Source organism: Fretibacterium fastidiosum, assembly GCF_964642095.1.
GTDB lineage: Bacteria > Synergistota > Synergistia > Synergistales > Aminobacteriaceae > Fretibacterium > Fretibacterium fastidiosum.
In genome coordinates, this window is record NZ_OZ209244.1 from 2510549 (window position 1) to 2535326 (window position 24778).

General features: G+C 66.3%; 19 protein-coding genes. 4 read left to right on the plus strand and 15 right to left on the minus strand.

The genetic code is table 11. The annotated features are described in order from the left end of the window. Position 1 precedes the first annotated feature (1 nt). Positions 2-877 (minus strand): sulfide/dihydroorotate dehydrogenase-like FAD/NAD-binding protein, encoded by an 876-nt coding sequence (locus ACK28C_RS11370; protein ID WP_243440608.1) that lies wholly within the window; start codon positions 875-877, stop codon positions 2-4. Between the two features lie 393 nt (positions 878-1270). On the opposite strand from ACK28C_RS11370, the gene ACK28C_RS11375 reads away from it, so the two are divergent. Further along, a complete protein-coding gene (locus tag ACK28C_RS11375) occupies positions 1271-2656 on the plus strand; it encodes a glucose-6-phosphate isomerase (RefSeq protein WP_409152190.1) in 1386 nt (461 codons plus the stop codon). Positions 2657-2741: 85 nt separating this feature from the next. Here the strand turns inward: ACK28C_RS11375 and ACK28C_RS11380 are convergent, their stop codons facing one another. The 7 genes from ACK28C_RS11380 to ACK28C_RS11410 all read right to left on the minus strand — a co-directional run bounded on the left by ACK28C_RS11380 (position 2742) and on the right by ACK28C_RS11410 (position 10207). After that, a complete protein-coding gene (locus ACK28C_RS11380; protein ID WP_015556547.1) occupies positions 2742-3464 on the minus strand; it encodes an ABC transporter ATP-binding protein in 723 nt (240 codons plus the stop codon). Positions 3465-3466: 2 nt separating this feature from the next. After that, positions 3467-4315 carry an ABC transporter ATP-binding protein gene (locus ACK28C_RS11385; RefSeq protein ID WP_015556546.1) on the minus strand — a complete coding sequence of 283 codons (849 nt, stop codon included), beginning with the start codon at positions 4313-4315 and terminating at the stop codon, positions 3467-3469. After that, positions 4305-5381 (minus strand): branched-chain amino acid ABC transporter permease, encoded by a 1077-nt coding sequence (locus ACK28C_RS11390; RefSeq protein WP_409152191.1) that lies wholly within the window; start codon positions 5379-5381, stop codon positions 4305-4307. Before ACK28C_RS11390 ends, ACK28C_RS11385 begins: the two co-directional genes overlap by 11 nt. A 4-nt stretch (positions 5382-5385) precedes the next feature. Continuing rightward, positions 5386-6267, minus strand: a complete 882-nt coding sequence (locus ACK28C_RS11395) for a branched-chain amino acid ABC transporter permease (protein ID WP_015556544.1) — start codon at positions 6265-6267, stop codon at positions 5386-5388. Between the two features lie 166 nt (positions 6268-6433). After that, on the minus strand, positions 6434-7579 hold the full coding sequence (locus ACK28C_RS11400; protein ID WP_409152192.1) for an ABC transporter substrate-binding protein: 1146 nt from the start codon (positions 7577-7579) through the stop codon (positions 6434-6436). Positions 7580-7748: 169 nt separating this feature from the next. Continuing rightward, a complete protein-coding gene (locus ACK28C_RS11405) occupies positions 7749-8003 on the minus strand; it encodes a hypothetical protein (RefSeq protein WP_015556543.1) in 255 nt (84 codons plus the stop codon). Between the two features lie 200 nt (positions 8004-8203). Then, positions 8204-10207, minus strand: a complete 2004-nt coding sequence (locus ACK28C_RS11410) for an ankyrin repeat domain-containing protein (RefSeq protein WP_409152193.1) — start codon at positions 10205-10207, stop codon at positions 8204-8206. 145 nt (positions 10208-10352) lie between these two features. Between ACK28C_RS11410 and ACK28C_RS11415 the strand changes: the two genes are divergently transcribed. Beyond that, positions 10353-10736: a PilZ domain-containing protein gene (locus ACK28C_RS11415; protein ID WP_409152194.1), complete on the plus strand. Its 384-nt coding sequence runs from the start codon at positions 10353-10355 to the stop codon at positions 10734-10736. 44 nt (positions 10737-10780) lie between these two features. Here the strand turns inward: ACK28C_RS11415 and ACK28C_RS11420 are convergent, their stop codons facing one another. From ACK28C_RS11420 to nifJ, 3 genes are all read right to left on the minus strand, one after another. After that, positions 10781-12496, minus strand: a complete 1716-nt coding sequence (locus tag ACK28C_RS11420; protein WP_409152195.1) for a hypothetical protein — start codon at positions 12494-12496, stop codon at positions 10781-10783. Between the two features lie 6 nt (positions 12497-12502). Continuing rightward, positions 12503-13291 carry a DUF2993 domain-containing protein gene (locus tag ACK28C_RS11425; protein WP_015556542.1) on the minus strand — a complete coding sequence of 263 codons (789 nt, stop codon included), beginning with the start codon at positions 13289-13291 and terminating at the stop codon, positions 12503-12505. A 192-nt stretch (positions 13292-13483) separates the two neighbouring features. Then, on the minus strand, positions 13484-17089 hold the full coding sequence (nifJ, locus tag ACK28C_RS11430) for a pyruvate:ferredoxin (flavodoxin) oxidoreductase (protein WP_015556541.1): 3606 nt from the start codon (positions 17087-17089) through the stop codon (positions 13484-13486). A 374-nt stretch (positions 17090-17463) separates the two neighbouring features. Between nifJ and ACK28C_RS11435 the strand changes: the two genes are divergently transcribed. Then, entirely contained in the window at positions 17464-19068 is a 1605-nt protein-coding gene (locus tag ACK28C_RS11435) for a choice-of-anchor Q domain-containing protein (RefSeq protein WP_409152196.1), read from the plus strand. Positions 19069-19172: 104 nt separating this feature from the next. After that, positions 19173-20480, plus strand: a complete 1308-nt coding sequence (locus tag ACK28C_RS11440; protein WP_015556540.1) for a Na+/H+ antiporter NhaC family protein — start codon at positions 19173-19175, stop codon at positions 20478-20480. Positions 20481-20516: 36 nt separating this feature from the next. Here the strand turns inward: ACK28C_RS11440 and ACK28C_RS11445 are convergent, their stop codons facing one another. The 4 genes from ACK28C_RS11445 to miaB all read right to left on the minus strand — a co-directional run bounded on the left by ACK28C_RS11445 (position 20517) and on the right by miaB (position 24772). Next, on the minus strand, positions 20517-22151 hold the full coding sequence (locus ACK28C_RS11445; RefSeq protein WP_409152197.1) for a gamma-glutamyltransferase family protein: 1635 nt from the start codon (positions 22149-22151) through the stop codon (positions 20517-20519). A 49-nt stretch (positions 22152-22200) separates the two neighbouring features. Further along, positions 22201-22782: a chromate transporter gene (locus ACK28C_RS11450; protein WP_015556539.1), complete on the minus strand. Its 582-nt coding sequence runs from the start codon at positions 22780-22782 to the stop codon at positions 22201-22203. After that, positions 22779-23333: a chromate transporter gene (locus ACK28C_RS11455; RefSeq protein WP_015556538.1), complete on the minus strand. Its 555-nt coding sequence runs from the start codon at positions 23331-23333 to the stop codon at positions 22779-22781. The genes ACK28C_RS11450 and ACK28C_RS11455 overlap by 4 nt, the downstream gene beginning before the upstream one ends. A gap of 125 nt (positions 23334-23458) precedes the next feature. Beyond that, positions 23459-24772, minus strand: a complete 1314-nt coding sequence (gene miaB, locus ACK28C_RS11460; protein WP_409152198.1) for a tRNA (N6-isopentenyl adenosine(37)-C2)-methylthiotransferase MiaB — start codon at positions 24770-24772, stop codon at positions 23459-23461. Between the last annotated feature and the right edge of the window lie 6 nt (positions 24773-24778).

The window sequence follows — 24778 nt, forward strand, 5'->3', positions numbered from 1 at the left end:
GTCATGCCCCCGCCTTCGCGTCCAAGCCGATGCGGCACTTGTGATACTCTTCCTGCTCCCTGGCGCGAAACGCCCCCATGCGCGTCATCATGTTGTCGAAGTCCACCTTGTAGCCGTCAAACTCCGGGCCGTCGACGCAGACGAACTTCGTCTCGCCCCCGACGGAGACGCGGCAGCCGCCGCACATGCCCGTGCCGTCGATCATGATCGTGTTCAGGGACACGGTGATGGGGACGCCGAAGGGCTTCGCGGTGGCCACGCAGAACTTCATCATGATGGGAGGCCCGATGGCGACCACCTCGTTGGGCATGTCGTGCCCGTCCTTGCCCTCGCAGATCTCCTTCAGCGGCTCGGTCACCAGGCCCTTGCGCCCGTAGGTGCCGTCGTCCGTGACGACGATCACCTCGTCCGCGATGGCCCTCATCTCGTCCTCGAAGATGACCAGGTCCTTAGAGCGGGCCCCGATGATGGTGATGACCTTGTTGCCCGCCTTCTTGTGGGCCTGCACGATGGGGTACATGGGCGCGACGCCGATGCCGCCACCCACGCAGACCACCGTCCCCACCTTCTCGATGTGGGTGGGGCTGCCGAGGGGCCCAAGGATGACGGGGATCTCGTCGCCCACCTCGAGCTGCGACAGCTTGAGCGTCGTCGCCCCCACCGTCTGGAACACGAGGGCGATCCAGCCCTCCTCCGCGTTGGCGTCCGCAATGGTCAAGGGCACCCTCTCCCCCAGGTCCCGATCGATCTGGAAGATGATAAACTGCCCCGCCTTCCGGTTCCGCGCGATCTCCGGCGCCGTCACCTTGAAGTAGTAGACGCTCTGACCCCTCTCAAGGTCATGAGAGAGCTGCCTCTTCTCCAGTATCTTATGCAAATGACCTTCCCCCTCCAAGATAATATGCACTGCTGAACTGCGAAAAGCTCCGTCGGAGCCTCCACAGCAAAGAGCTCTCTAAAAACAGGACCTGCTACGACAAAAGACAGGACGACGTCCTGCACACTATAATAATAAGCCATTCTTCCACATAAAACAAGAATCCAGATGCATTTATGCATTAAAAAGCCTTAAATTCTTGAAATTACAACAACTATTCGGGGTGTTCCAACTCGCGGCCACACCCTTTCGATCCCCCTCATTGCTTTGCCGCTGCTGTATTTCTGTTCCTAAATATGTTAAGATACGCGCAGGATGGGGCCGCGTCTCCTAGTCTGGACCCTGAACGCGGCATAGACGCTTTGAGTGCTTATGTTTCAGGAGGGGTTAACGATGAGTGAAAAGACCTTGCTGTCGCTTGCTTATGGAGCCGCGTTCCCGGAGAAGAAAGGGGCCGTCGCCTTCACGGACCTGGCTTCTCTTGCGCCCAGATTCCAGGCCGGAGATGCGTGGCTGCGCGAGAACGCGGCTGCGGGCAAAGAGGGATTCGGGTGGATGAACCTCGCCAGGCGCAACGTTGACGACGTGCAGACGATGGCGCGTTGGCTCTCCACCCGCGAGTCCGTCATTCAGGTGGGGATCGGCGGCTCCGCCCTGGGCAATCAGATGCTGCACAACGCGCTCCTGCCCCCCTTCTGGAACGAGATCCCCCAGGCCAAGCGCGGCGGTCCCCGCTTCTTCATGTCCGACAACGTAGACCCGTCGGAGAATCGCGCGATCTGGGACCTCATCGACCCAGAGAGCACGGCCGTCGTCGTCGTCAGCAAGTCGGGCAGCACGGCGGAAACGGCGTCGAACTTCCTCTTCTTCTGGGAGAAGCTGCGGGACACGCTGGGCGAGGCCGGGGCCCGTGAGCGCGTCATCGCCATCACGGACAAGGAGCAGGGCGTCCTGCGTCCCTTCGTGGACGAGACGGGCTGCAAGAGCCTGATCCTGCCAGGCGACGTGGGCGGGCGCTTCTCCGTGCTCACCTGCGTCGGCCTCCTGACGGGCTGGGCCCTCGGCATCGACGGCGCGGAGCTCCTGAAGGGCGCGGGAGAAATGGACGGACGGATCGCCGGCGCCCAGTCCGTGCTGGAGAACCCGGCCTGGGTCCTCTCCGGGCTGAACTACCTGCACATGAACGCAGGACGCGGCATCAGCGTCCTGATGCCCTATTCCGATCACCTCGAAAAGTTTGGCGAGTGGTTCGCCCAGCTGTGGGGCGAGTCCCTCGGCAAGGAGGGCAAGGGCTCCACGCCGGTTCGTGCGCTGGGCGCCATCGACCAGCACTCCCAGATCCAGCTCTACACGTCGGGGCCCGACGACAAGCTCTACACCATCCTCACCGTGGAGCAGGACAAGCGCGACATCGCCCTACCCGCCGCTCCGGAGAAGGCCCTGAAGAAGCTCTCCTACCTCTACGGAAAGTCCATGGATAAGCTGCGCAACTTCGAGGCCCAGGCCACGGCAGCCGCGCTTCACAAGGTGGGGCGCCCCGTCGCCGTGCTCTCGATCCCCGCGCTGGACGCACGCTGCTTGGGCGCGCTCATCCACTTCTACGAGTACGTGACGGCCATGACGGGGTGGTTGCTGAACGTCAACCCCTTTGACCAGCCGGGGGTCGAGCAGGGAAAGAAGTACACCTACGGCCTGATGGGTCGGGAAGGCTTCGAGGCCGACGCAGAGGAGGTCCGCACCCTCTCCGCCAGGACGACCGAGCGCGTGGCGGGCCTATAGGGGCGTCCGTCGGGCGTACTGCCGCTCAGAAGCACAAAGGACGGGGGGCCGGCGGCCCCCCGTCCTTTGTGCTCATCGATGCGGCCTAGTCTCCGCCGAGGTAAGCCCTCTTGATCTCCGGGGAATCGAGGAGTTCCTGCCCCGTGCCCGTGGTGACGATCTTCCCCGTCTCCAGCACGTAGCCTCGGCTCGCGATGGAGAGCGCCATCCGCGCGTTCTGCTCCACCAGCAGGATCGTGGAGCCGTGTTCGTTCAGGTTTCTGATGATGTCGAAGATCTGCTCCACCAGAAGGGGAGCGAGGCCCATGGAGGGCTCGTCCAGCATCAGGAGCCTGGGGCGGCTCATCAGCGCCCTGCCCATGGCCAGCATCTGCTGTTCGCCGCCGGAGAGCGTGCCCGCCACCTGGCGGCGGCGCTCCCTGAGCCGCGGAAAGAGCCCGTAGACCATCTCCAGGTCCTCCGCGACGCTGCCCCCCCCGGCCCTCATCCGAACGTAAGCTCCCATCTCCAGGTTCTCCTTCACGGTCATCTGCAGGAAGATGCGCCGCCCCTCCGGCACCTGGGCCAGTCCCCGTTCCACCACTTTATGTGGCGCGGTGTGCGCCAGGCCCTGCCCCAGGAAGGACACGCTGCCGCTTTTGGGGTGCAGCAGGCCCGATATCGTGTTCAGGGTCGTGGACTTGCCCGCGCCGTTCGCGCCGATCAGCGTGACGATCTCCCCCTCCCTCACGTCGAAGGATATCCCCTTGATCGCGTGGATGCTGCCGTAGTAGACGTGAAGGCCCTCCACCTTCAAAATGGGGTCCATGGCTACGCCCCCTCCTGCCGGCCCAGGTAGGCCTCGATAACCGCCGGATCGGACTGAATCTCCTCCGGCGTGCCCTTGGCGATAACGTGCCCGAAGTTCAACACGCAGATGCCCTCACAGATGTTCATGACCAGGTTCATGTCGTGCTCGATGAGCATGATGGCGATCTGAAACATGTCGTGTACCTTGCGGATGCTCTCCATCAACTCCACCGTCTCCGAGGGGTTCATCCCCGCCGCGGGCTCGTCCAACAGGAGAAGGGACGGGTTCGTGGCCAGCGCGCGGACGATCTCAAGCCGCCTCTGAGCGCCGTAGGGCAAAGACCCCGCCCGGACGTCCGCCATGTCCTGCATGTCGAAGATCGAGAGCAGCTTCAGGGCGCGGCGGTGAGCGGCGCGCTCCTCCCGGCGGAACTTCGGCAGGCGCAGCACGGCGCTCCACATGCCGTAGTGCATGTCGTTGTTCATGGCGACCTTCACGTTGTCCGCGACGCTGAGGTTCCCGAAGAGGCGAATGTTCTGGAACGTGCGCGCGATGCCCGCCCGGTTCACCTGCACGGTGCTCATGCTGTTGGTGTCCTGCCCGTCCAGCAGGATGGTGCCCGCCGTGGGTTGGTACACCTTCGTCAGCAGGTTGAAGACCGTGGTCTTGCCCGCGCCGTTGGGTCCGATGAGCCCGGCGATCTCCGTCCGCCCGATGGTCAGGTTGAAGTTCTCCACCGCCTTTAGCCCCCCCAGCGTGATCCCCAGGTTGACGCACTCCAGGATCGGGGCGCGGCCCGCGTCCCGGTCCGGGATCACGGCATTGGATGGGACGGGGACCAGCCGCGTCTTCCTCCGCTTAAACTGCATGTTCGTCCTCCTCCCTCGCCCGCCTCAGAAAGGGGTTGAAGCGCGTCAAAAATCCCTTCACCGCGGCGTTGTTCGTGGCCAGCATCACCGCGATCAGCACGACGGCGTAGAGCAGCATCCGGTAGTCCGCGAACTGGCGCAGCTTCTCCGGCAGGATCGTCAGGGCCGCGGCCGCGACGATGGACCCCAGGATGTTCCCCTGGCCACCCAGCACCACGAACACCAGCACCAGGATGGAGGTGTTGAAGTCAAACTTGTTGGCGACGATCGTGGAGTAGTTCATGGCGAAGAGGGCCCCTGCTGCCCCGGCCAGCGCCGCGGAGGTGACGAAGGCCATCATCTTGTAGCGCGTGATGTTGATCCCGACGCTCTCCGCCGCTATGCGGTCGTCCCGGATGGCCATGAACGCGCGTCCGGCACGGCTGTTCATCAGGTTGTACATCACAGCCAGCGCGATCATCACCAGGATGAAGCCCACCGTGAAGGTGGATATCTTCTGGATGCCACCGATGCCCATGGGCCCCGCAATGATGAGGCGTCCGCCGGGCAAAAGGCGCGTTTTGTCGCTCAGCATACTGAAGCTGATGCCGCCAGAGTCCATGCCCAGGTAAAAGTTGTTGAAGACGCTCTTGATGATCTCTCCGAACGCCAGCGTCACGATGGCCAGATAATCCCCTTTCAGCCGCAGCACGGGGATGCCGATGAGGAACCCCGCGGCGGCGGCAAAGCCCGACCCGACCAGCATGGCGACAGCCAGCCTCGCGGGGGCGAAGGGGATGAGGTTTTGCAGCATGATGGCCGAGGCGACGCCGGTGAAGGCCCCGACGGACATGAAGCCGGCGTGTCCCAGGGAGAGCTCTCCCAGGATGCCCACCACGAGGTTCAGGGCAATCGCCATGACCATGTAGGCGCAGACGGGGACCAGCATCCCCCTCATGGTGGAGCTCAGGAGCCCCGTTGCGCTCAGAATCTGCATGAAGCCGTAGGCCGCCGTGACGACGGCGTAGGTGGCGAAGATCCGCCGCGCCTCCGCCCGTTTCAGGTTGACAAACCTCTTTATCGTCATCGCGCTACACCTTCTCCTGAACCTGCACGCCGAGGAGCCCTGCCGGCTTCACCAGGAGCACCACGATCAGCACGGCGAACACCACGGCGTCCGAGAGCTGCGTCGAGATGTAGGCCTTCGCGAAGATCTCGATGACGCCCAGCAGCAGGCCTCCAAACAGGGCTCCTGGGATGGAGCCGATGCCGCCGAAGACCGCCGCCGTGAAGGCCTTGATGCCGGGCATGGAACCCGTCGTCGGCATCAGGGTCGGGTAGGCGGAGCAGAGCAGCGCCCCCGCCACGGCAGCCAGCCCCGAGCCGATGGCGAAGGTCATGGAGATCGTGGCATCGACGTTGATCCCCATCAGCTGCGCGGCCCCCTTGTCCTCCGAGCAGGCGCGCATGGCCTTGCCCATGCGGGTCCTGCCCGTAAACCAGGTCAGGGCCAGCATGATGACCACGCAGGTGACGACGGTGACGATGGTGACGTAGGAGATGGAGAGCTGCCCGCCGAAAAACTTCAGGGTCCCCTTTCCCACCACCGAGGGAAAGATCTTGGGGTTCGACGTCCAGAGCAGGAGCGCCGAGTTCTGCAGAAAGTAGCTGACGCCAATGGCCGTGATGAGCACCGCCAGGGACGGCGCCTGACGCAGGGGCTTGTAGGCCAGGCGCTCCACGACGATGCCCAGAATCGTGCAGACGAACATGGCAAGCGCCACCCCCGCCACGGCCGGAAGCTGATAACGGGCGACAGCGTAGAAGCAGACGTAAGCCCCCACCATGATGACATCTCCATGGGCGAAGTTCAGCATCTTCGCGATGCCGTACACCATGGTGTAGCCCAGGGCGATGATGGCGTAGATGCTGCCCAGGCTGATCCCGCTGATGATAAAGCTTAAAAAGATCATGAACGCACCTCTCAAAACCGAAACCGCGCAACGGCAGTCGCCGTCGCCCCCGAATCCTCTCCTCCGGCAGGGCGCGTCCAACAGGTCGGGACATGCCGGCGCACTGGACGCACCCCCCAAAAGGAGCGCGGGGAGGGCGGACACCCTCCCCCGCTGACGGTTGAGGCTAGTCGAGCCCCACGTAAGCGCCATCCTTGATGACCATGCCCTTCGGGTCCTTCGTCACCTCGCCGGCCTTGTTCCAGGTCATGTTGGTCCCCGTCAGTCCGGAGAAGGTCATGGAGGTGAACTGCTCGATCATGAGGCCGCAGAGCGTCTGGGCGTCCATGTCGGGCGTTGCCTTGGCGTTCTCAAGGGCCATCTTGAAGGCGTAGACGCAGTCATAAGCGTCGGCCGCAAACTGGTTCGGCACGTCCTTGCAACGCTTCTTATACTCCGCCACGAACTTTGCCGTGCGCTCGTCTTCCGAATCCGCGTTGAAGGGGGTCAGGAGCATCACTCCCTCGGCCAGTTTCGTGTCGAAGCCCTCCATCGTCAGAATGCCGTCCATGCCGTCCACGCCGAACCACCGGGGCGTGTACCCCATGCCGGCCGCCTGAGCCAGGATCAGGGATGCGTGCTGATAGTACATGGGGAGGAACACCAGCTCCGCTCCGTTCTTCTGCGCATCGGTGAGCTGCACGGAGAAGTCCGTGTCGTTGCCGTCCGCAAAGGTCGTGTCACTGACGACCTCGATGCCCAGCTCCTTCGCCTTGGCGACGAAGGTATCGTGGATGCCCTTGGAGTACACGTCGTCGTTCTTCCAGATGACGGCGACCTTCCGGGGCAGGCCCTTGTTGACCATGTACTGCGCGGAGGCAGAGCCCTGGTTGGGGTCCACGAAGCACATCTGAAACATGTTGTCCTTATTGGTCGTGACGGCTTTCGCGGAAGCGGAGGGCGTCAGCGCAAAGATGCGGTCGTTAAAGGTCTCTGCAGCCGTGGCCTCGCAGGGCTTTGAGGTGACGGCCCCCATGGAGAGCTGCATCCCCCAGTCCTTCAGGAGATTGTAGGCGTTCACGGCCTTCTCGGCGTCGTGGACGTCGTCCTCGTAGCGAAGCTCAAACTGCACCCCGCCCATGGCGTTGATCTCGTCCACCGCGATCTGAGCGCCGTTCTTCACCGCGTTGCCGTAGATGGCCGCGCCGCCCGTCAGGGGCGCCGTGCCGCCCAGCTTAAAGGCCTCGGCTCCAAAGGCGCAGCCCGCCGCCATGACGACGCTCAGGGCAAGGCCCGCCGCAAGGGTAAAAGCTCTCCTGGTCCTTTTTCTCATCGTTTTCCTCTCCTTAAATTCAATCTCACAGAAGTTCTATGCCGTATCCCCCTGCCCGCCAACGGCCGTTCGGCGATTCTGGGGACCTGTGGCCAAAAAAAAGGCGGCTGCCCTTCTTTAAGAGTGCAGCCGCGCGATGGAGCGTCTTGAAAAAATTTTTGGCTTCCCCTTAAGTATTCTTTTTTTCGTCCCCTACGACGACCGCCAGGACCACGGCAACGACCGATAGGACGACGGCACGCTGCCCGCAAATCATGACGATAAGGGCAAGAATGGCAAGAATAATAATGGACGCCACAAGAAGGGCGTCCACCGGGAAATCGACAACGTAACGGGAAGCGCGCGCGAAAGAGGCCGCCGCGTCACAGGAGGACGCGCCCGTAGGGCGTGACATCGCGAACTTAACGGCAAGGCTGCGGTTCATTTGCGAAACGTCCTCCTTCGCTGAAATTTTGTGACATTATAAAGTGCCGTCGGACGAATGTCAATCTGTTTTCTGAGGTTTTGTCGTTTTGCTCGTCGCCCGGTGACGGGGGCGGGCCGGTGCCCCCCCACCGCCCCGCTCCCGGAGGTGCGGGTTTCAGGAACGCCACTGAGGCGCCGCAGCGCGTTGCGCACTTCCCGTCACTTTTTCGCGTCGAAGAGGGGGAGGCACTGCCTCGCGTTCTTGAGCACGGCGTAGCTCAGGGCGCTGCGCCCCGTACGGTCCGTCCGGGACGGGTCTGCACCCGACGCGAGAAGCGTCTTCACGACCTCCGGGTTGTCGCTGGCTGCGGCCACCATCAGAGGGGTCGTGCCCCCGTCGTCCGGGACGTCCGTCGCGGCACCGGCGGCGATCAGGGCCTCCGCACACTTCGCCCCGCGCCCCTTCGCCGCGAAGTGCAGCGGGGTCCAGCCGATGAAGTCCCGCGCCCTCACGTCCGCCCCGGCCTCGAGGAGCGCCTTCACGGCCCAGTCGCTGCCCCGGAGGGAGGCGTCCATCAGGGGCGTCATCTCCCGCGCCATGCGTACGTCCACGCTGGCGCCGGCCTCGACGAGGAGGGCCAGCACCTCACGCGCGCTTTCGGGGCCCTGGACGGCGTGGGAGAGCGGCGTCATGCCGTCCCGGTCCTGAAGGGAGACGTCCGCGCCCAACCGCAGGAGCTCCTCCGCCGCCGGCAGGACGGGCGTCGCGGCGGCGACCATCAGGGCGGTCATGCCGTACCGGCTCCTTTCATCGATGGAGGCTCCGGCCTCGGCCAGAGCTCTGACGCCCTCCGGGCTCCCCTTTCGGACGGCCACCATCAGGGGCGTCAGACCGTCCCAGGTCGTCAGATTGGGGTCCGCTCCCCCCTTCAGCAGAGCCTCGAGCACCGCGGCCCTCTCCGCTTCCCCCGCCTGCCTCGCGCCGTCGCCACCCCCCGCAACCGCGATCATCAGCGGCGTGAGGTCCTGAAGGTTCCGATGGTTGGGGTCCGCCCCCAGCGACAGCAGGGCCTCGACGGCCTCCGGCCTCGCTCCGGCCCCCAGGGCGACCGTCAAAGGGGTGTCGCCCTGCGGCGTCTCGTCCCGCAGTGAGGCCCCGCGCTCCACCAGAAAGCGGATCGTCGCCGGTGACGCGCTGGCGGCCGCAAACATCAGAGGCGTCCACCCGTTCCTGTCCCTCACCGAAAGGGAGGCTCCCAGGTCCAGCAGCACCGAGGCGGCGGGCAGGTTGTCCGAGCGGCACGCCTCCATCAGCGGCGTCATCAGTCGGCTCTCCCGCAGGTCCACCTCCCCGTCGGCGGCCAGCAGCGCCAGGGCATCGGCGGAGATCAGGGGGTTCGAGGCCGCCAGAAAGAGCGCCCCACGGTTCAGGTCGTCCTCGGCCGCCAGGTCCGCCCGCCCCTGCACCAGGGCCGACAGCGCCGCCGCGTTCGCCCCCGCGGCCACGGCCCGCATCACGGGGGTCCGGCGGCTCTCGTCGCGCCGGTTCACGTCGGCCCCCGCCTCCACCAGGAGGCGCAGCACCTCCGCGTCGGGGCGCTCGCACGCCGCCTGCAGGGGGGTGACGCCCGCCTCGTTCGCCTCATCCACGGGGGCCCCCGCGTCCAACAGGAGCTCCAGGACCTGCGGATCGGCGCGGGAGGCCGCCAGCCACAGGGGCGTCCTGCCCTCCCCGTCCCGGACCCTGGCCGAGGCCCCCGCCCTCAGGAGCGCCGCGGCGACTTGAGGGGAGCCGTTCGTCGCCACAGCCAGGTGCAGGGGCGTCCTGCCCTTCTCGTCCCGGACGTCCGTCGACGCGCCTGCCGCCAGGAGCGCCTCCGCCACGGCAGGGTTGGGGTTGTACGCCGCGGCCAGCATCAGCGGGGTCAACCCCTCCAACCCCACCGAGGTGAGGGACGCGCCGTGTTTCAACAGCAACCGGACGACCTCCGGGGTCCGGGCGTACTCGGCGGCGACGTGCAGCGGTCGGCTGCCGCCGGGTAAAAGCTCGTCCGCAGAGCTCGTCCGGAGCGCCTCTTCGACCTCCACAGGCGTTCCGAACTCGCAGAGTCTCCGCCAGTCCGCCGCCAGGGCGCCGGCGGGCGCACCCACCAGGAGAGCGCACAGCAGGGACAGAGCCAGGAGGGACGTCCAGCGTCCCCTCTCAAAAAGGGAAATTTTCACGTCATAAGACCTCCTTGCAAAAATAAACGCCAAGTCTTAAAATCTTACCCCTTTTAACGCACAATTTCCTTCAAACGTGATATGCTAGGGGGGTATGCATCACGCGCAACCAAATGGAGGGGTGCGTTTTGTGGAGGGGTATTCGTTGGAGCAGAACATGGCCGACAGGGAAAAACGTCGCTGCACGAGAGTGAGATATCAATCTTCCGCGGAGTTTCAGCTGCCCCTTCTGGGGGACGTCTGGTTCGCCGCCGAGGTGCTGGACCTGAGCGTCACCGGCGTCCGGCTCCGCTTCAGCCCGCATCAGGCGGCGGGGGTCCTGAAGGAAAGCGATGTCGAATGGCAAGACGTCCGCCTCAAGTTCAAGGACGTCGAGGAGGACCTCGTCCTGAGCGGGCACTTCCTCATGGTCTACGACCGGGAGGGCGGCCTCTTCACCACGGGCCTGGAGTTCACGGACGTCACCATGGAACAGCAGTTCAAGCTCGTGATGCTCTACGCGCGGTATCGAAAGGACGCGGAGCGGTAGCGCCCGACGGCGCAGCTCCGCGCCCTTTTTCAAGGCGTCCTTCCTCACCTCAGGGGCAGGACTTGGTGCCGAACCCCGCCGAACTCGACGTCGCGGAACCTGGCCTCCAGGGCCTTGACGTCCGCGGAGGCCAGGGCCCTGGGCGAGATGTCCTCCCCCTGAAAGAACCCCACCGGCCGCACGTCGTTCTGCCTGACCTTCAGGACGACCCCGATCCCCTTGAGGATCATCAACAGGTCCTCCCCCGCACCCTCCGGGTCGTCCGTCACCCTCTGAAACACGAAGGCGACCTCCGTGCTGTGCCGGACGCTCCGCAGCATGGATTCCTCATCTTCCCAAATTTGGACCAGACAATCCTTCAATGGTTTTGAGAGGCTGCGCCCTTGCGGGTAGACCCTCGCGTTGTTGAGGATCTCGCGCCGCTGCGACGTGGGGGCGACGCTGCTCTCCAGGTCCCGCAGGTACTCCTCCGGGTCCACGGCCATCGCGGCGACGATCCGCTTCCGGATCGAGTCGGCCCGCGGCCCGCGGCTCTCCCTGAGGCGTTCCAGCGCGTAATTGCCGTACCGCCCCAGGCTGAAGCGCATGTAGAGATAATCGAAGTCCTCCGGGGCGATGCGTCCGCCCAGGAGCCGGTCGGCCTGGTTGTTCGCCGCCAGCCGGTAGGGGTCCAGCAGGGGGGAGTTCATGGCCGCGACGAGAAGCGTCATCATCAGGGCTGCCGCGACGTTGACCCGTCCGATGGCGGAGGGCCACTGGCGCATCAGGACGGCCCCCGCGTAGCCGACGCCCCATATCCCCGTCACCACCGCCAGGAACGCCGCCTGGATCCGGTCCACCGAGAGGCCGTACTGCTCCACCCGAAGCCCTAGAGAGTAGAGGCAGATCACCGTGTAGAAGGGGAGGCACAGGAGCGATATCTGCGACAGCGCGTTGACGGCCTTGCCGGTGAAGGGGCTCCGCGTTCCGTCCAGCCAGGCGGCGTTCGCCAGCAGGATCGTCCCCAGTTCCAGGAGCAGGATGAGGGAGCTGGCCTGCCCCGTGCTCCACAGCGTCCGCAGCCCCGAATAGGGCAGGCAGGCGACAAACACGACGGAGAGCAGGGAGAAGGGGGGCAGGAGCCAGGCCAGGATGGAGAGGATCCACCGCCCCAGGGAGTCGATGCCGGGGTGCTTCAGCGCGACGAATATGGAGACGGCGATCGTGAGCGTGGAGAGGGGGACGGCCACCATGGGGTGGAACAGGACGTAGGGGACGAAGTTCAGCCCCACGATGTCGAAGAGCAGGCTGGCCGTCAGCAGCAGCCCCCAGAAGACGGCCATGACGATGACGGCCTGAAAGAGCAGGAACAGGTTGCGACACAGCTGAAAGAATATCTCCGAGTAGGGCATTCTCCAGCTCCACGTGGCGATGCGGCACTGAAAGAAGGGGATCAGCAGGAAGACGGCCATGCAGGCCCGGATCACGTCCATCCTCTGAGACGGGACGAGGAAAAAGCCGTCGTTCACCGGCCAGACGGACCACAGCCGATAGGCGTAGAAGACGGCGAGCACCAGGGACAACCCCATCAGGAAGCGCCGAAGCCGCCTGCCCCAGTGCTCCTGCGCCAGCCAGAAGACGAAGGGGACGATGACCACCAGCGTCAGCGGAACGCAGAGGAAGGGGCCGCTTCGGGTGACGGAATACGCCCCCAACAGGAGGCCCTGAGCGAGCGCCGAGACGACGACCCAGAGGCAGCGTTTGCGGTCGATGCTGTTCATCGACGCCTACCGCGCGGTGTAATGATAGGTGACGCCGCGCTCCATCGGCTCCGGCAGCACGCGGGTGGAGAGGATGGCGCGGCCCTCCTCCAATTCGACCTTGTGCAGGCTCATCGGCAGGGGGAAGCGGTTGAGGTCCAGCAGGGGCTGAATCTGGGACAGGGCCTGATTCGTGATGTAGTCCGGCAGGTCGAGGCGATTGATCTTCACCTGCGGGTCCTTCAGCCACAGCTCCTTGTTCCCCACGATCTTGAGTCCGCTGTCGATCTCGATCAGAATGTCCAGCGTGACGAAGAGCACCTTCGCCATGTAATAGCCCCGGCCCTTCAGCCCCTCCGGCGCGATGGTCATGGCGACATGGCGCCAGTGGTCGTCCTCGCCGAAGGTCCTGGCCTCCAGGCTGCGGTTGATGTCGTCCTGGAGGATGCGCCCATAGGCGTAGATTCGGAGCGCGCTCCTGCACTCCACGTCGCCCGACGCCCAATTCTCCGGCGCGTTGAACTGCACGTCCAGCATACGGAACGTCAGTTTGTCCAGCCTCACGCCCTCGATCATGACGCCCGTCAGGTCCATGTACAGGTCCCGGTAGCGACCCGAGGCGTCCGGCTCTCCGTCGATGGTAAGCGTGAGCTCCTCCGGCGTGAAGCGGTTGACGTAAAAGGCCAGGAGGCGCGACGTCGGGTCCTTCGGCTCGATCCCGCCCCTGAACTCGAAATCCGACGCGGCAGCCGCGCCCTCCCACGCGAAGCACAACAGCGCGAGCGCACAAAGCCACGATTTAAAAGACGCCCTCATGATCGACGACCCCCTCAAAGATTTACGGAACCGGACGTTCCATCCCCTGTATTATAGACCATCGGAGACCATCGGACGGTCGTGGCGCGAAAGCCCCTGAAGCGACCACGCCGCGCGGGCAAAGCCAAAGAGGCGGGTCCGGGGCGATGCGCCCCGGACCCGCCTGGTCGCCTGTATTCAGCCGGCGGATGTTTACGCCTTGACGGGCACCGGGCCCATCTCCGCCATCGCCTTGTAGGTTTCGTAGCGCTCGCGCGCCTCCTGCGCGGCCTGCTCGAAGAGCTTGTCCGCGATGTCCGGGAAGCCCAGCTTCAGGGAGGCGTAGCGCACCTCGCTCATCAGGAACTCCTTGTAGTCCTTCGTCGGCGCCTTGGAGTCCAGGATGAAGGGGTTCTTACCCTCCGCGGCAAGGCTCGGATTGCAACGGTACAGGTGCCAGTAGCCCGCCTCGACGGCGTTCTTGGACTGAGCCTGGGTCTTGCCCATGCCCGCCTTGATGCCGTGGTTGATGCAGGGGGCATAGGCGATGATCAGGGAGGGCCCCTTATGGGCTTCGGCCTCCTTCAGCGCCTTGAGCAGCTGGTTCTTGTCGGCGCCCATGGCCACCTGCGCCACGTACACGTGTCCGTAGGTCATGGCCATGCGGCCCAGGTCCTTTTTGCGCACGCGCTTGCCGCTCGCAGCGAACTGCGCGATCGCCGCGGTGGGCGTGGACTTGGAGGCCTGACCGCCCGTGTTGGAGTAGACCTCGGTGTCCAGCACGAGGACGTTGATGTCCTCTCCGCTGCCCAGGACGTGATCCAGGCCGCCGTAGCCGATGTCGTAGCCCCAGCCGTCGCCGCCGAAGATCCAGACGGACTTCTTCACCAGGTAATCGTGGTACTCCGCGATCTTCGAGAACTCCGCCATGGCCTCGTCGCCGAGGTCCGCGTGCTCGTGCTCGTGACCGCCGCAGCAGCAGAACACCTCGTCCAGGAGCTCCTCCACCTTCGCCGCGGACGCCTTGGACTTCTCGCCGTCCAGGTGCGTGTCCAGCCACTCCTGAAGGACCTTCTTGTACTCCTCCGGGACGCACTCCATCTTGATCAGGCTCGTCACAGCCTCCACCAGGTAGTTCGTCTTGACGTTGACGGAGAGCTTCATGCCGTACCCGTACTCGGCGTTGTCCTCGAACAGCGAGTTCGCCCAGGCCGGGCCGCGGCCCTCGGCGTTGACCGTGTAGGGCATGTTGGGCGCGGAGCCGCCCCAGATGGAGGAGCAGCCCGTGGCGTTGGCGATGATCATGCGGTCGCCGAAGAGCTGGGTGATCAGCTTGGCGTAGGGCGTCTCGCCGCAGCCGGCGCAGGCGCCGCTGAACTCCAGGAGCGGGCGCTGGAACTGGCTGCCCTGGACGGTGAACTTGTCGACGACCTTGTCCTTGTCCGCCACGCCCTCGACGGCGTAGGTCCAGTTGTCGATCTCCCCCTCCTGAGAGGCCGTGGGCTTCATCTCGAGGGCCTTCACCGGGCAGATGTCCGCGCAGTTGCCGCAGCCCAGGCAGTCCAGGGTGTCCACCTGGATCTTGTACCGGTAGCCCGCCTCCTTGAGCGCCTTGGCCTTGGGGTCGACGGCGCCGAAGTCCTTCGGCGCGGCCTCCTGCTCGGCGGCGTCCAGGAGGAACGGCCGGATGGCCGCGTGGGGACAGACCATGGAGCACTGGTTGCACTGGATGCACTTCTCGCCGTTCCACTCCGGCACGTTGACCGCCACGCCCCGCTTCTCGTAGGCTGCGGTGCCGGAGGGGAAGCGGCCGTCCACGTACTCGCCCGTGAAGGCGCTGGCGGGCAGATCGTTGCCCTTCTGGGCGTTGATCACCTGGCATTGCCCGGTCACGAACTCCGGGATCTCGTCCGGCACACCGCGCTTCTGCACGACCTGGTCCGGCGCGGCGCTCCAGCCCTCCGGGATCTTGATCTCGATGAGGCTCTTCAGGCCCGCGTCCACGGCGTCGTGGTTCATCTTGACGACCTTCTCGCCCTTGCGGCCGTAGGTATCGACGATGGCCTGCTTCATGTACTGCACCGCGTCGTCGATGGGGATGACGTTCGCCAGCTTGAAGAACGCGGCCTGCATGATGGAGTTCGTGCGGTTGCCCAGGCCGATCTTCTGGGCCTCGTCCACGGCGTTGATGACGTAGAACTTCGCGCCCAGGTTCGCCAGCTTGCGCTTCAGGTCGGAGGGCAGGTGCTCCTCGAGGGCCTCCGGCGTCGTCCACTGCGTGTTGAGGAGGAACGTTCCGCCCTTCTTCAGGCCGGCCGTCAGGTCGTACTGGTTGACGTACTCCTGCTTGTGGCAGGCGATGAAGTCCGCGGAGTCGATGAGGTAGGTGGACTTGATGGGGGACTTGCCGAAGCGCAGGTGGGACACCGTGATGCCGCCCGACTTCTTGGAGTCGTAGTCGAAGTAGCCCTGCGCGTACATGTCGGTGTGGTCGCCGATGATCTTGATGGAGTTCTTGTTGGCGCCCACCGTGCCGTCGGAGCCGAGGCCCCAGAACTTGCAGCAGACCGTGCCCTCCGCCGCGGTGTCGATGTGGTCCTGCATCGGCAGGGAGCTGTCGTTCACGTCGTCCACGATGCCGATGGTGAAGTCGTTGCGGGGCTCGTAGAGCTTCAGGTTGTCGAACACCGTCTTGATGCAGCTCGGCGTCGTGTCCTTGGAGCCCAGGCCGTAGCGGCCGCCCACGACCTTCGGGGCGTTGGGGCCGTAGTCGAAGAACATGGAACGGACGTCCTCGTAGAGAGGGCCGCCCAGGGCGCCCGTCTCCTTGCAGCGGTCCAGCACGGCGATGGCCTTGACCGTGGAGGGGAGCGCCCGGAAGAAGTACTTCGGGGAGAACGGGCGGTAGAGGTGCACCTCGATGAGGCCCACCTTCTCGCCCCTGGCGTTCATCCAGTCCACGACCTCCTCCGTCGCCTGGCAGACGGAGCCGATGGCGACGACGACGCGCTCCGCGTCCGGCGCGCCGTAGTACTGGAACGGGTAGTACTCCCGGCCGTGGAGCTTCGACACCTGGCGCATGTACTCCGCCACCACGTCGGGCACGCGGTCGAAGTAGGGCTGCGACGCCTCCTTGGCCTGGAAGAAGATGTCCGGGTTCTGGGCCGTGCCCTTGACGAAGGGGTTCTCCGGGCGCATGGCGCGCTCGCGGAACGCCTCGATGGCGTCGTAGTCCACCAGCTTCGCCAGGTCCGCGTAGTCGTAGACGTCGATCTTCTGGATCTCGTGGGACGTGCGGAAGCCGTCGAAGAAGTTCAGCACGGGCACGCTCGTCTCGATGGCCGTCAGGTGGGCCACCGCGGCCAGGTCCGCCGCCTCCTGCACGCTGCCGGCGGCCAGCATCGTGAAGCCCGTCATGCGGCAGGTCATGACGTCGCTGTGGTCCCCGAAGATGGAGAGCGCGTGGGTCGCCAGGGCACGGGCGGAGACGTGGAACACTCCCGGCAGGAGCTCTCCCGCGATCTTGAACATGTTCGGCAGCATCAGGAGGAGCCCCTGGGACGCCGTGAAGGTGCTGGCCAGGGCGCCGGCGGAGAGCGCGCCGTGGATCGCGCCGGCCGCGCCGCCCTCGGACTGCATCTCCGTCACCTTGACGGTCTTGCCGAAGATGTTCTTGCGGCCGTGGGCCGCCCACTCGTCGATGTGCTCCGGCATGGGCGACGAGGGCGTGATCGGGTAGATCGTCGCCATCTCGGAGAACGCATAGGCGACGTGAGCGACCGCCTCGTTTCCGTCCATCGTTTTCCAGTTACGCTTCATGAAAAGATAACCCCCCTCAAAATGAATCCGACGGGAAGCCCAAAGGCTCCCTACGGCAAAGAAGACCGGCCCTCCCGCGCACTGCGCGTCGCCCGCGCCCCCTTTCGGAAGAGCCCAACGCAAAAAAATCCAGAAGGACACAATCCAAGACTTCTTCAACTCTTATTGTACTACAATCCGCGCAATTTTGAGCGCCCCCCGCGCATCCGCCGTGCCCGCGCCGCCGCGGAGAAAAATCGAGGTCCGATGCGCTGCGGCGTGCGCAAAGACGTTTTTCCGTGTAAAATTAAGGAAGTCTTTCGACAGGCGGGCTCCGCCGGGCACGCGGCGGCGCCAATTTGCAGGAAACTGCGGAAAGAAGAGGTCATGATACCATGAAGAGAGCACATTCCGTCCTGACGCTGGCGCTTCTGGCGTGCCTTGCGGCAGGCCCGGCAAGCGCGGCGACGTTCACGGTGACGACCGAGGCCGACGGCGGCCCGGGCTCCCTGCGTCAGGCCGTCGCCAGCGCCAACGCCAACGGCGAGTCCAACGTCATCAACGTCGCCCAGGGGGTCCGGACCATTCGGACCTCCTCCGAGATGCCCATCACCTCGAACCTCGAGCTCGACGGACGGGGCGTCACCATCGAGGGCAACTCCACCCGCATCTTCAACGTCTCCGGGGGCACGGTCGCCTTCCGTCGGATCACCTTCACCAAGGGTACGGCGCCCTCTCTCCAGAGCGGCGGCGCCGTGCTGGTGAGCGGGAACGCGAACGCGCAGTTCACGAACTGCACGTTCTTCGGCAACACTGCAAGCGTGGCGGGCGGCGCGGTCTGCGTGGACAGCGGCAGCCTGAACAGCACGACGTTCCAGTTCTGCACCATCGCGGGCAACAGCGCCGCCAGCGGCGGAGGCGTGGCCGTGGCGAACGGCGTGGCCAGCTTCCTGGGCGTCATCGCCGTGGGCAACCGCTCGACGGGGAGCGGCGCGGGCGACGACCTCCGCTTCGAGGGAACGGGCGCCATCTCCTCCGTGCGCTACAACGTCCTTGGGACCTCAAACGCCAGCGCCGGACCGGGAAGCCTGACGAACCAGAAAGCGGAGGACGTCTTCCTGACGGCTCCCCTCAAGCTCGAAAGCGTGAAGGACGTCCAGGTCCTGAAGCTCGCCGGCGCCTCCCCCGCGCGCGACCTGGTCCCCACCGCAGCAGCCGGCGTCGTCTCCATCGACGAGTGCGGCACGCCGCGTCCTCAGCTCGGCGGTTACGACGCGGGAGCCTTCGAGGCCACCCCGGTGGCCCTCGTCAGCGCGGACCTCACCGGGGCGCCCTACGTCCAGCTGGGGCACAGCGCGTCCTACGACGTCAGGTTCTTCCCCGTGGACGCCTCCCTGGACGGCAGCGTCCATCCGGGGGGCGTCGAATGGGTCGTTGGCGACGCCACCGTGCTCAGCGTGGACCGATACGGGCGCGTCACGGCCCTCCGCGAGGGCGTGACCACCCTGACCGCCGTCGTTCACGGCTGGACGGCCTCGGGCGCAAAGGCCTCCGCGTCGTCCCGTCCCCTCACCGTCCGGGTCGGAAGGGACGCCCCCATCGTGCTTCTCGACATGGCCCCCATCCCGGATCAGACGCTGACCCCGAACCAGGTCCGCGTCGTCACCCCGACGGTGCGGACGACACTGAACGGCGAGACCCTCGCCGTGCCCTACACGCTTCAGGTCACCTCGTCCAGCACTGCCGGCGTCGTGGACGCGGCCGTGCTGGACGGCAGGACGATCCAGCTGACGGGTCGCGCCCTGGGCACGACCTCCGTCGCCGTCACCGCCTCCGCGAACCTCAGCGGCAGCGGCTACTCCACCGCCACCACGACCAGCAGGTCGTTCGTCGTCACGGTGCGGGAGCAGAAGTCCGGGAAGGGCGGCGGCTGCAACGCGGCATCGAGCGGCCTGGCCATGGCCCTGGCAGCGGCGTTCCTCCTGAGGCGCAGGGCGTAAGGCCCCCGGTCAAAAACAGTCGGGACGGCGAGGCTGGAAGGTCAACACACCTCCCCCTCGCCGTCCCGAATTTATCCCTATCCCACACGATGGAGAAACGCTGAATGCTTACCCTTGTCTTCGCCGTCTTCGCAGCCCTGATGGCCGGATCGCTGGCTTGCGGCTACTCCATGCTCTGGGCGCTGGCCGCGGGGTTTGCCGGCTTCATGGGCGTGGGGCTGCGCCGGGGCTTCGCGCTCCCCTCGCTCCTCCGCATGGCCTGGAGGGGCGTGCGGGAGTCCCTCATCGTCGTCCGCGTCATGCTGACGATCGGGGTCCTGACGGGGCTGTGGCGCGCTGCCGGGACCTTCGCCCTCCTCACCGCCTGGGGGCTCAGGCTGCTCTCGCCCTCGACGTTCATCCTGTCGGCCTTCCTCCTCTCCTGCACCCTCTCCTACGCCCTGGGGTCCTCCTTCGCCACGGCGGGGACCCTCGGCGTGGCGCTCATGACGGTGGCCCGCAGCGGGGGCGTGAACGAGTTGGCGGCTGCGGGGGCCATCCTGTCGGGCATCTACTTCGGCGACCGGGCCTCTCCCGCCTCCTCCTGCGCCAACCTCGTCGCCGCCCTCACCTCCATGGACCTCTACGACAACGTCAAGCTCATGATGCGGACCGCGTTCCTGCCCCTCCTCCTCGCGCTCGGCCTCCACGCGTGGCTCTCCTTCAAAAACCCCATGCTGGGCGGGGAGGGCGCGGTGCTGACGTCCCTGAACCTGGACTTCCACCTCAGCCCCTGGTGCGCCCTTCCGGCCCTCGTGATGCTGGTCCTGCCCCTCTTCAAGGTCAAGGTGCTCCACTCGTTCGGCGTCAGCATCCTCTGCGCGTTCCTCTGCGCCGTCCTCCTGCAGAGGACGGGGACGGCGGGGGCCCTGCGCTTCGCCCTCATGGGCTTCCACGCGCCGGAGGGCAGCGTCCGCGCGATCTTCAACGGAGGGGGCCTCGTCTCGATGCTGGAGATCAGCGCCGCCCTCATGATATCGGGCACCTTCGCCGGAATCTTCGACGGGACGGGAATCCTGAAGGGCCTTCAGTCCCGCCTCGTGCGCGCGATGGACGCGCTGGGGGCCTACCCCGTCACCCTGACCCTGGGGACCCTGGCGAACGCCGTCTTCTGCAATCAGACCGTCGCCGTCATGATGACGGTCCACGTCGTCCGGCACCCCTACGGGGAGCGGGGCCTGCCCCCCGCGGAACTCGCCCAGGACCTCGCGAACTCCGCGGTGATCACGGCAGGGATGGTGCCCTGGTGCATCGGCTGCTCCGTGCCCCTGACGATGATGGGCGCAGGAGCGGGGGCCGTCCCCTACGCCGCCTACGTCTACCTGCTGCCCCTCTGCTACCTCCTGACCCGCCGCCGCTGGTTCAAAGGCTGAGGGCGGGGAGAGGCCCCGTCCCCTCCCCCGGCCCGATCACCAGGCCGCGACGCAGCCGTCCGTGCGCGGCTCCGTGGCTCCAACCAGCGAGCCGTCCTCCGTCCGCCAGATGCTCTGTCCCCGCCCGAAGCCGTTCGAGGACACCTCGGGCACGACCTCGTGCCCCATGGCCTCCAGGGCCTGAGCCTCCGACGCGGGGAAGCCCGGCTCCACGGCGACCTTCATCCCGCCGGTCCACTGCCAGCGCGGTGCGTCCAGCGCCTCCTGCGGGTTCATGCCGAAGTCAACGACGTTCATCACCACCTGGACGTGCCCCTGTGGCTGCATGAAGCCGCCCATCACGCCGAAGGGCCCGACGGGCCTCCCCTCCCGCGTCAGAAAGGCCGGAATGATGGTGTTGTAGGGCCGCTTGCGCCCGGCGATGACGTTGGGGTGATCCGGGTCCAGGGAGAAGCAGTGTCCGCGGTTGTTGAGCCCGATGCCCGTCCCGGGGACGACCACGCCCGAACCGAAGCCCATGTAGTTGCTCTGGATGAAGGAGACCATGCAGCCCTCGCCGTCGGCCGTCGCGAAGTACACCGTGCCGCCCGGCATGGGGTCCCCCGCGCTGCGGTCCTCGGCCCGGCCCTCGATCAGCCGGCTGCGGGCCGCGCCGTAGGCGTCTGCCAGAAGCTCCTTCACGGGGACGGGGCTGAAGCGCTGGTCCGCCACGTAGCGATGGGCGTCGGCAAACCCCAGCTTGATGGCCTCGATCTGGCGGTGGAAGGTTTCGGCGTCGTCCCGCGCCCGGAAGTCGAAGTTCTTCAGGATGCTGAGGGCCATGAGGGCGCAGATGCCCTGCCCGTTGGGCGGGATCTCCCACACGTCGTAGCCCCGGTAGCTCACGGACACGGGGTCCACCCACTCCGGCTCGAAGGCGGCGAGGTCCTCCAGGGTGTAGAAGCCGTCCGTCACCCGCGAGAAGGCCACGATCCCCGCCGCGAGCGCACCCCGGTAGAAGTCCTCCCCCCCGCTTTCGGCGATGCCCTCCAGGGTCTTCGCGTGGTCCTCCAGCCGCACCACCTCCCCCGCACGGGGCGCCCGCCCCAGGGGGCAGAAGGTGGGGAGCCAGGCGAAGAACTCCGGCGAGCGGAGGACCTTGAACCGCTCAAAGGCCCTGGCCCAGTTGAAGGCCACGTTGGCAGAAACGGCGTACCCGCCCCGAGCGTACTCGATGGAGGGGGCAAGGACCCTCGCCAGGGGCAGGCGCCCCATCCTGCGGGAGAGCTCGCACCAGACCGCTACCGCTCCGGGCACCGTAGCCGCCCCCCAGCCGTTCACGGGGTTCCTCTTCCAGCCCCGTTCCCGCCAGGCGTCCAGCGACCAGGCCAGGGGGGCGAAGCCGCTGCCGTTGATGCCATGGAGCCGACCGTCCTTCCAGACGAGGGCGAAGGCGTCGCTGCCGAGGCCGTTGCTGGTGGGCTCCACCACCGTCAGGGACGCCGCCGTGGCGATGGCGGCGTCCACGGCGTTGCCCCCCTCCTTCAGGACGGCCAGCCCCGCCTGGGCCGCAAGGGGCTGAGAGGCGGCGACCATCCCGCGGGAGCCGTAGACCACGTTACGGCGCGACGCATAGCGATAGCGCTGCGGGTCAAAGCGCAGGACGTTGGACGTACAGGACAAGGCGATCACTCCTTGGCAAAAGATAAGGAAGGAGCCCTCCGACGAAGGGCAACGGGGCCTATTGGGCTGCCAAAAGCCCCCTCAGGAGCAGCCCCATCAGGGCGGCGAAGAGGATCAGGAGCTGGGGGTAGGCCTTGAAGGGCCTGAGCCTGGAGAGCGCAAGGCAGAGGAAGGCCAGGGCGATCAGGGCCAGCCTGGGCAGCATGGCGCGGAGGGAGGAGGGTGCGGGCAGCAGGGGGCGGGCCAGCGTGCAGAAGGCAACGAACAGGAGCCCGGCCACCGCGGGGCGCAGGCCCTTTTCAAAGGCGGCGATCCGCCCCTGCGCCCTCTGGGAGGCGCGGGAGATTAGCCACAGCAGGAGGGCGATGGCCAGGAGCGGCGCCCCCACCACCGCCGCGCTGGCCCCCAGGGAGCCCCAGAACCCCGCCATGCGGTAGCCGACGAACGTCGCGGAGTTCAAGGCCACGGGGCCAGGCGTCATCTGCGCCAGAGCCACCGTCTGGCCGAACATCTCCTCCGTCAGCCACGGGTGCAGCTCCACCAGCTCTCGGTGAATGAAGGGGATCGTCGCGAGGCCACCGCCGAAGGCGCCCAGGGCCACCTTGGCAAAGACGCCCATCAAGAGCAGGACCGTGCTCATGACGCCCGCCCTCCTCCGGGGAGGAAGCGCCCGCCCAGGATCGAGACCAGCCCTCCCGCGGCCAGGGCGATGAAAGGATTGACGTCCCAGACGAACAGGAGCCCCACCGTCGTCGCGAAGGCAAGCGCCTGGGGGACGCCCTTCAGCACGGAGGAGCGGATCATCTTCCACAGGGAATTCCACACCACCACGACCACCCCCGCCGTCGCCCCAAGGAAGAAGGAGATCATCCAGGGGTTCTTCAGGTGTTCGATGATGAGGGAGGACAGGAAAAGGATGCTGAGGAACGGGGCCGTCGCCGTCCCCAGGACGGCCGTGACGGCGGCGGGAAGGCCGCCCATGGCCCTGCCCGCGACGAAGGAGAGGTTCGTGGCGATGGGGCCGGGCACCGCCGTCGCCAGGACGATCATGTCCGCGATCTCCTCGTCGGTGAACTCGCCCGTGGCCCGGACCTCGGCCTCGATCACGCCCAGCATCACGATGCCCCCGCCTATGGTAAACGCGCCGATCCGAAAGAACCTCACGTAGATGGACCACAGCCTTTTAAACATCGAAGAACCTCGCCCTCCCGAAGGCCCTGCCCCGCGGCCGGACGCCGGAGGGCCGAAAGAATTTCGTGCCGCGACGGCACCCGGCTCCGCCCCTGCCTCCCTGCAGACGGAGCCAGTATATCCCACTAAACCGTCTCCCCGTGCAGGCACCAGGACTCCGCCTCCGTGATCCGCACGTCGACGAAGCGTCCCAGGAGCGCCTCGTCGCCGGGGAAGATCACGACCTTGTCCGTGGGCGTTCGGCCCTGGAGCAGGCCCGTGCCCCGCGGCGCACGGCCGTCCGCCAGGACGCGGTACGTGCGGCCCTGGAGAGCCCGGTTGATGGAGAGCGTGATCCCGTCCTGCAGCTCGTTGAGCCGCGTCAGGCGATCGAGTCGCACCTCCTGGGGCAGGGCTCCGGGCATCGTGGCGGCCGGCGTGCCCTCCCGCTCGGAGTAGGCCGCGCTGTGCACCAGGTCGAATCGGATCTCGGAGAGCGCGCTCAGCGAGTCCTCGAAATCCTCCTCCGTCTCCCCGGGAAAGCCGACGATCAGGTCCGTGGTCAGCCCCAGCTCGGGCAGGGCCCCGCGCACCATCTCCACCTTCTCGACGAACTCCTGGCGCGCGTACCTGCGGTTCATCCTCTTCAGGACCCTGTCGCTCCCCGACTGGATGGGCAGGTTGAGCGAGGGGCACACCGCCGGCTCCTCCGCCATCACGTCCACGATGTCCCGCGTGAAGTCCTGGGGCAGGGAGGTGACGAAGCGCACCCGATCCAGCCCCGGCGTCCGCGCCACGCTCCGCAAGAGCTCCGCGAAGGTCGGCCCGCCGCTCAGGTCCCTACCGTAGCTGTTGACGTTTTGGCCCAGCAGCGTGACCTCCCGCACGCCGTCCTCCACCAGCGCCCGGACCTCGTTCAGGACGTCCGGGGCGGGGCGGGACAGGAAGCGCCCCCGCACGTAGGGCACGATGCAGTAGGTGCAGAAGTTGTCGCAGCCGTAGGCGATGGTCACGTAGGCCCGCCAGGGGTTCTCGCGGCGCGCCGTCACCTCGTCCAGCTCGAAGAACTCCCGCGGGTCCACGTCCAGCAGGTCCAGCTTCACGTCCTCCGCCACGACGCGCTCCAGCCCGTCCGGCAGCATGCCGATGTGCCGCGGCCCCGACACGAGGCGCACCCAGGGGAAGCGCGACAGCGCGCGTTTCCCCAGGCTCTGCGCGATGCAGCCCGTCAGCGCCAGGACGGGGCGGCGGCCGGCCCTCCAGGACGCCTCGTAGCGCCCCAGGTCGCTCCACACCTTCTGTTCGGCCTTGGCGCGGACGCTGCAGCCCGTGATGACCACCAGGTCCGCGTCCTCCTCCTCCGCCTCCCGCCAGCCCCGCCGCATGAGCGCCGTGCGGACCCGGTCGCTGTCGTAGACGTTCATCTGACAGCCGTAGACCTTCATGCAAAAACGATGCAAGGCCGC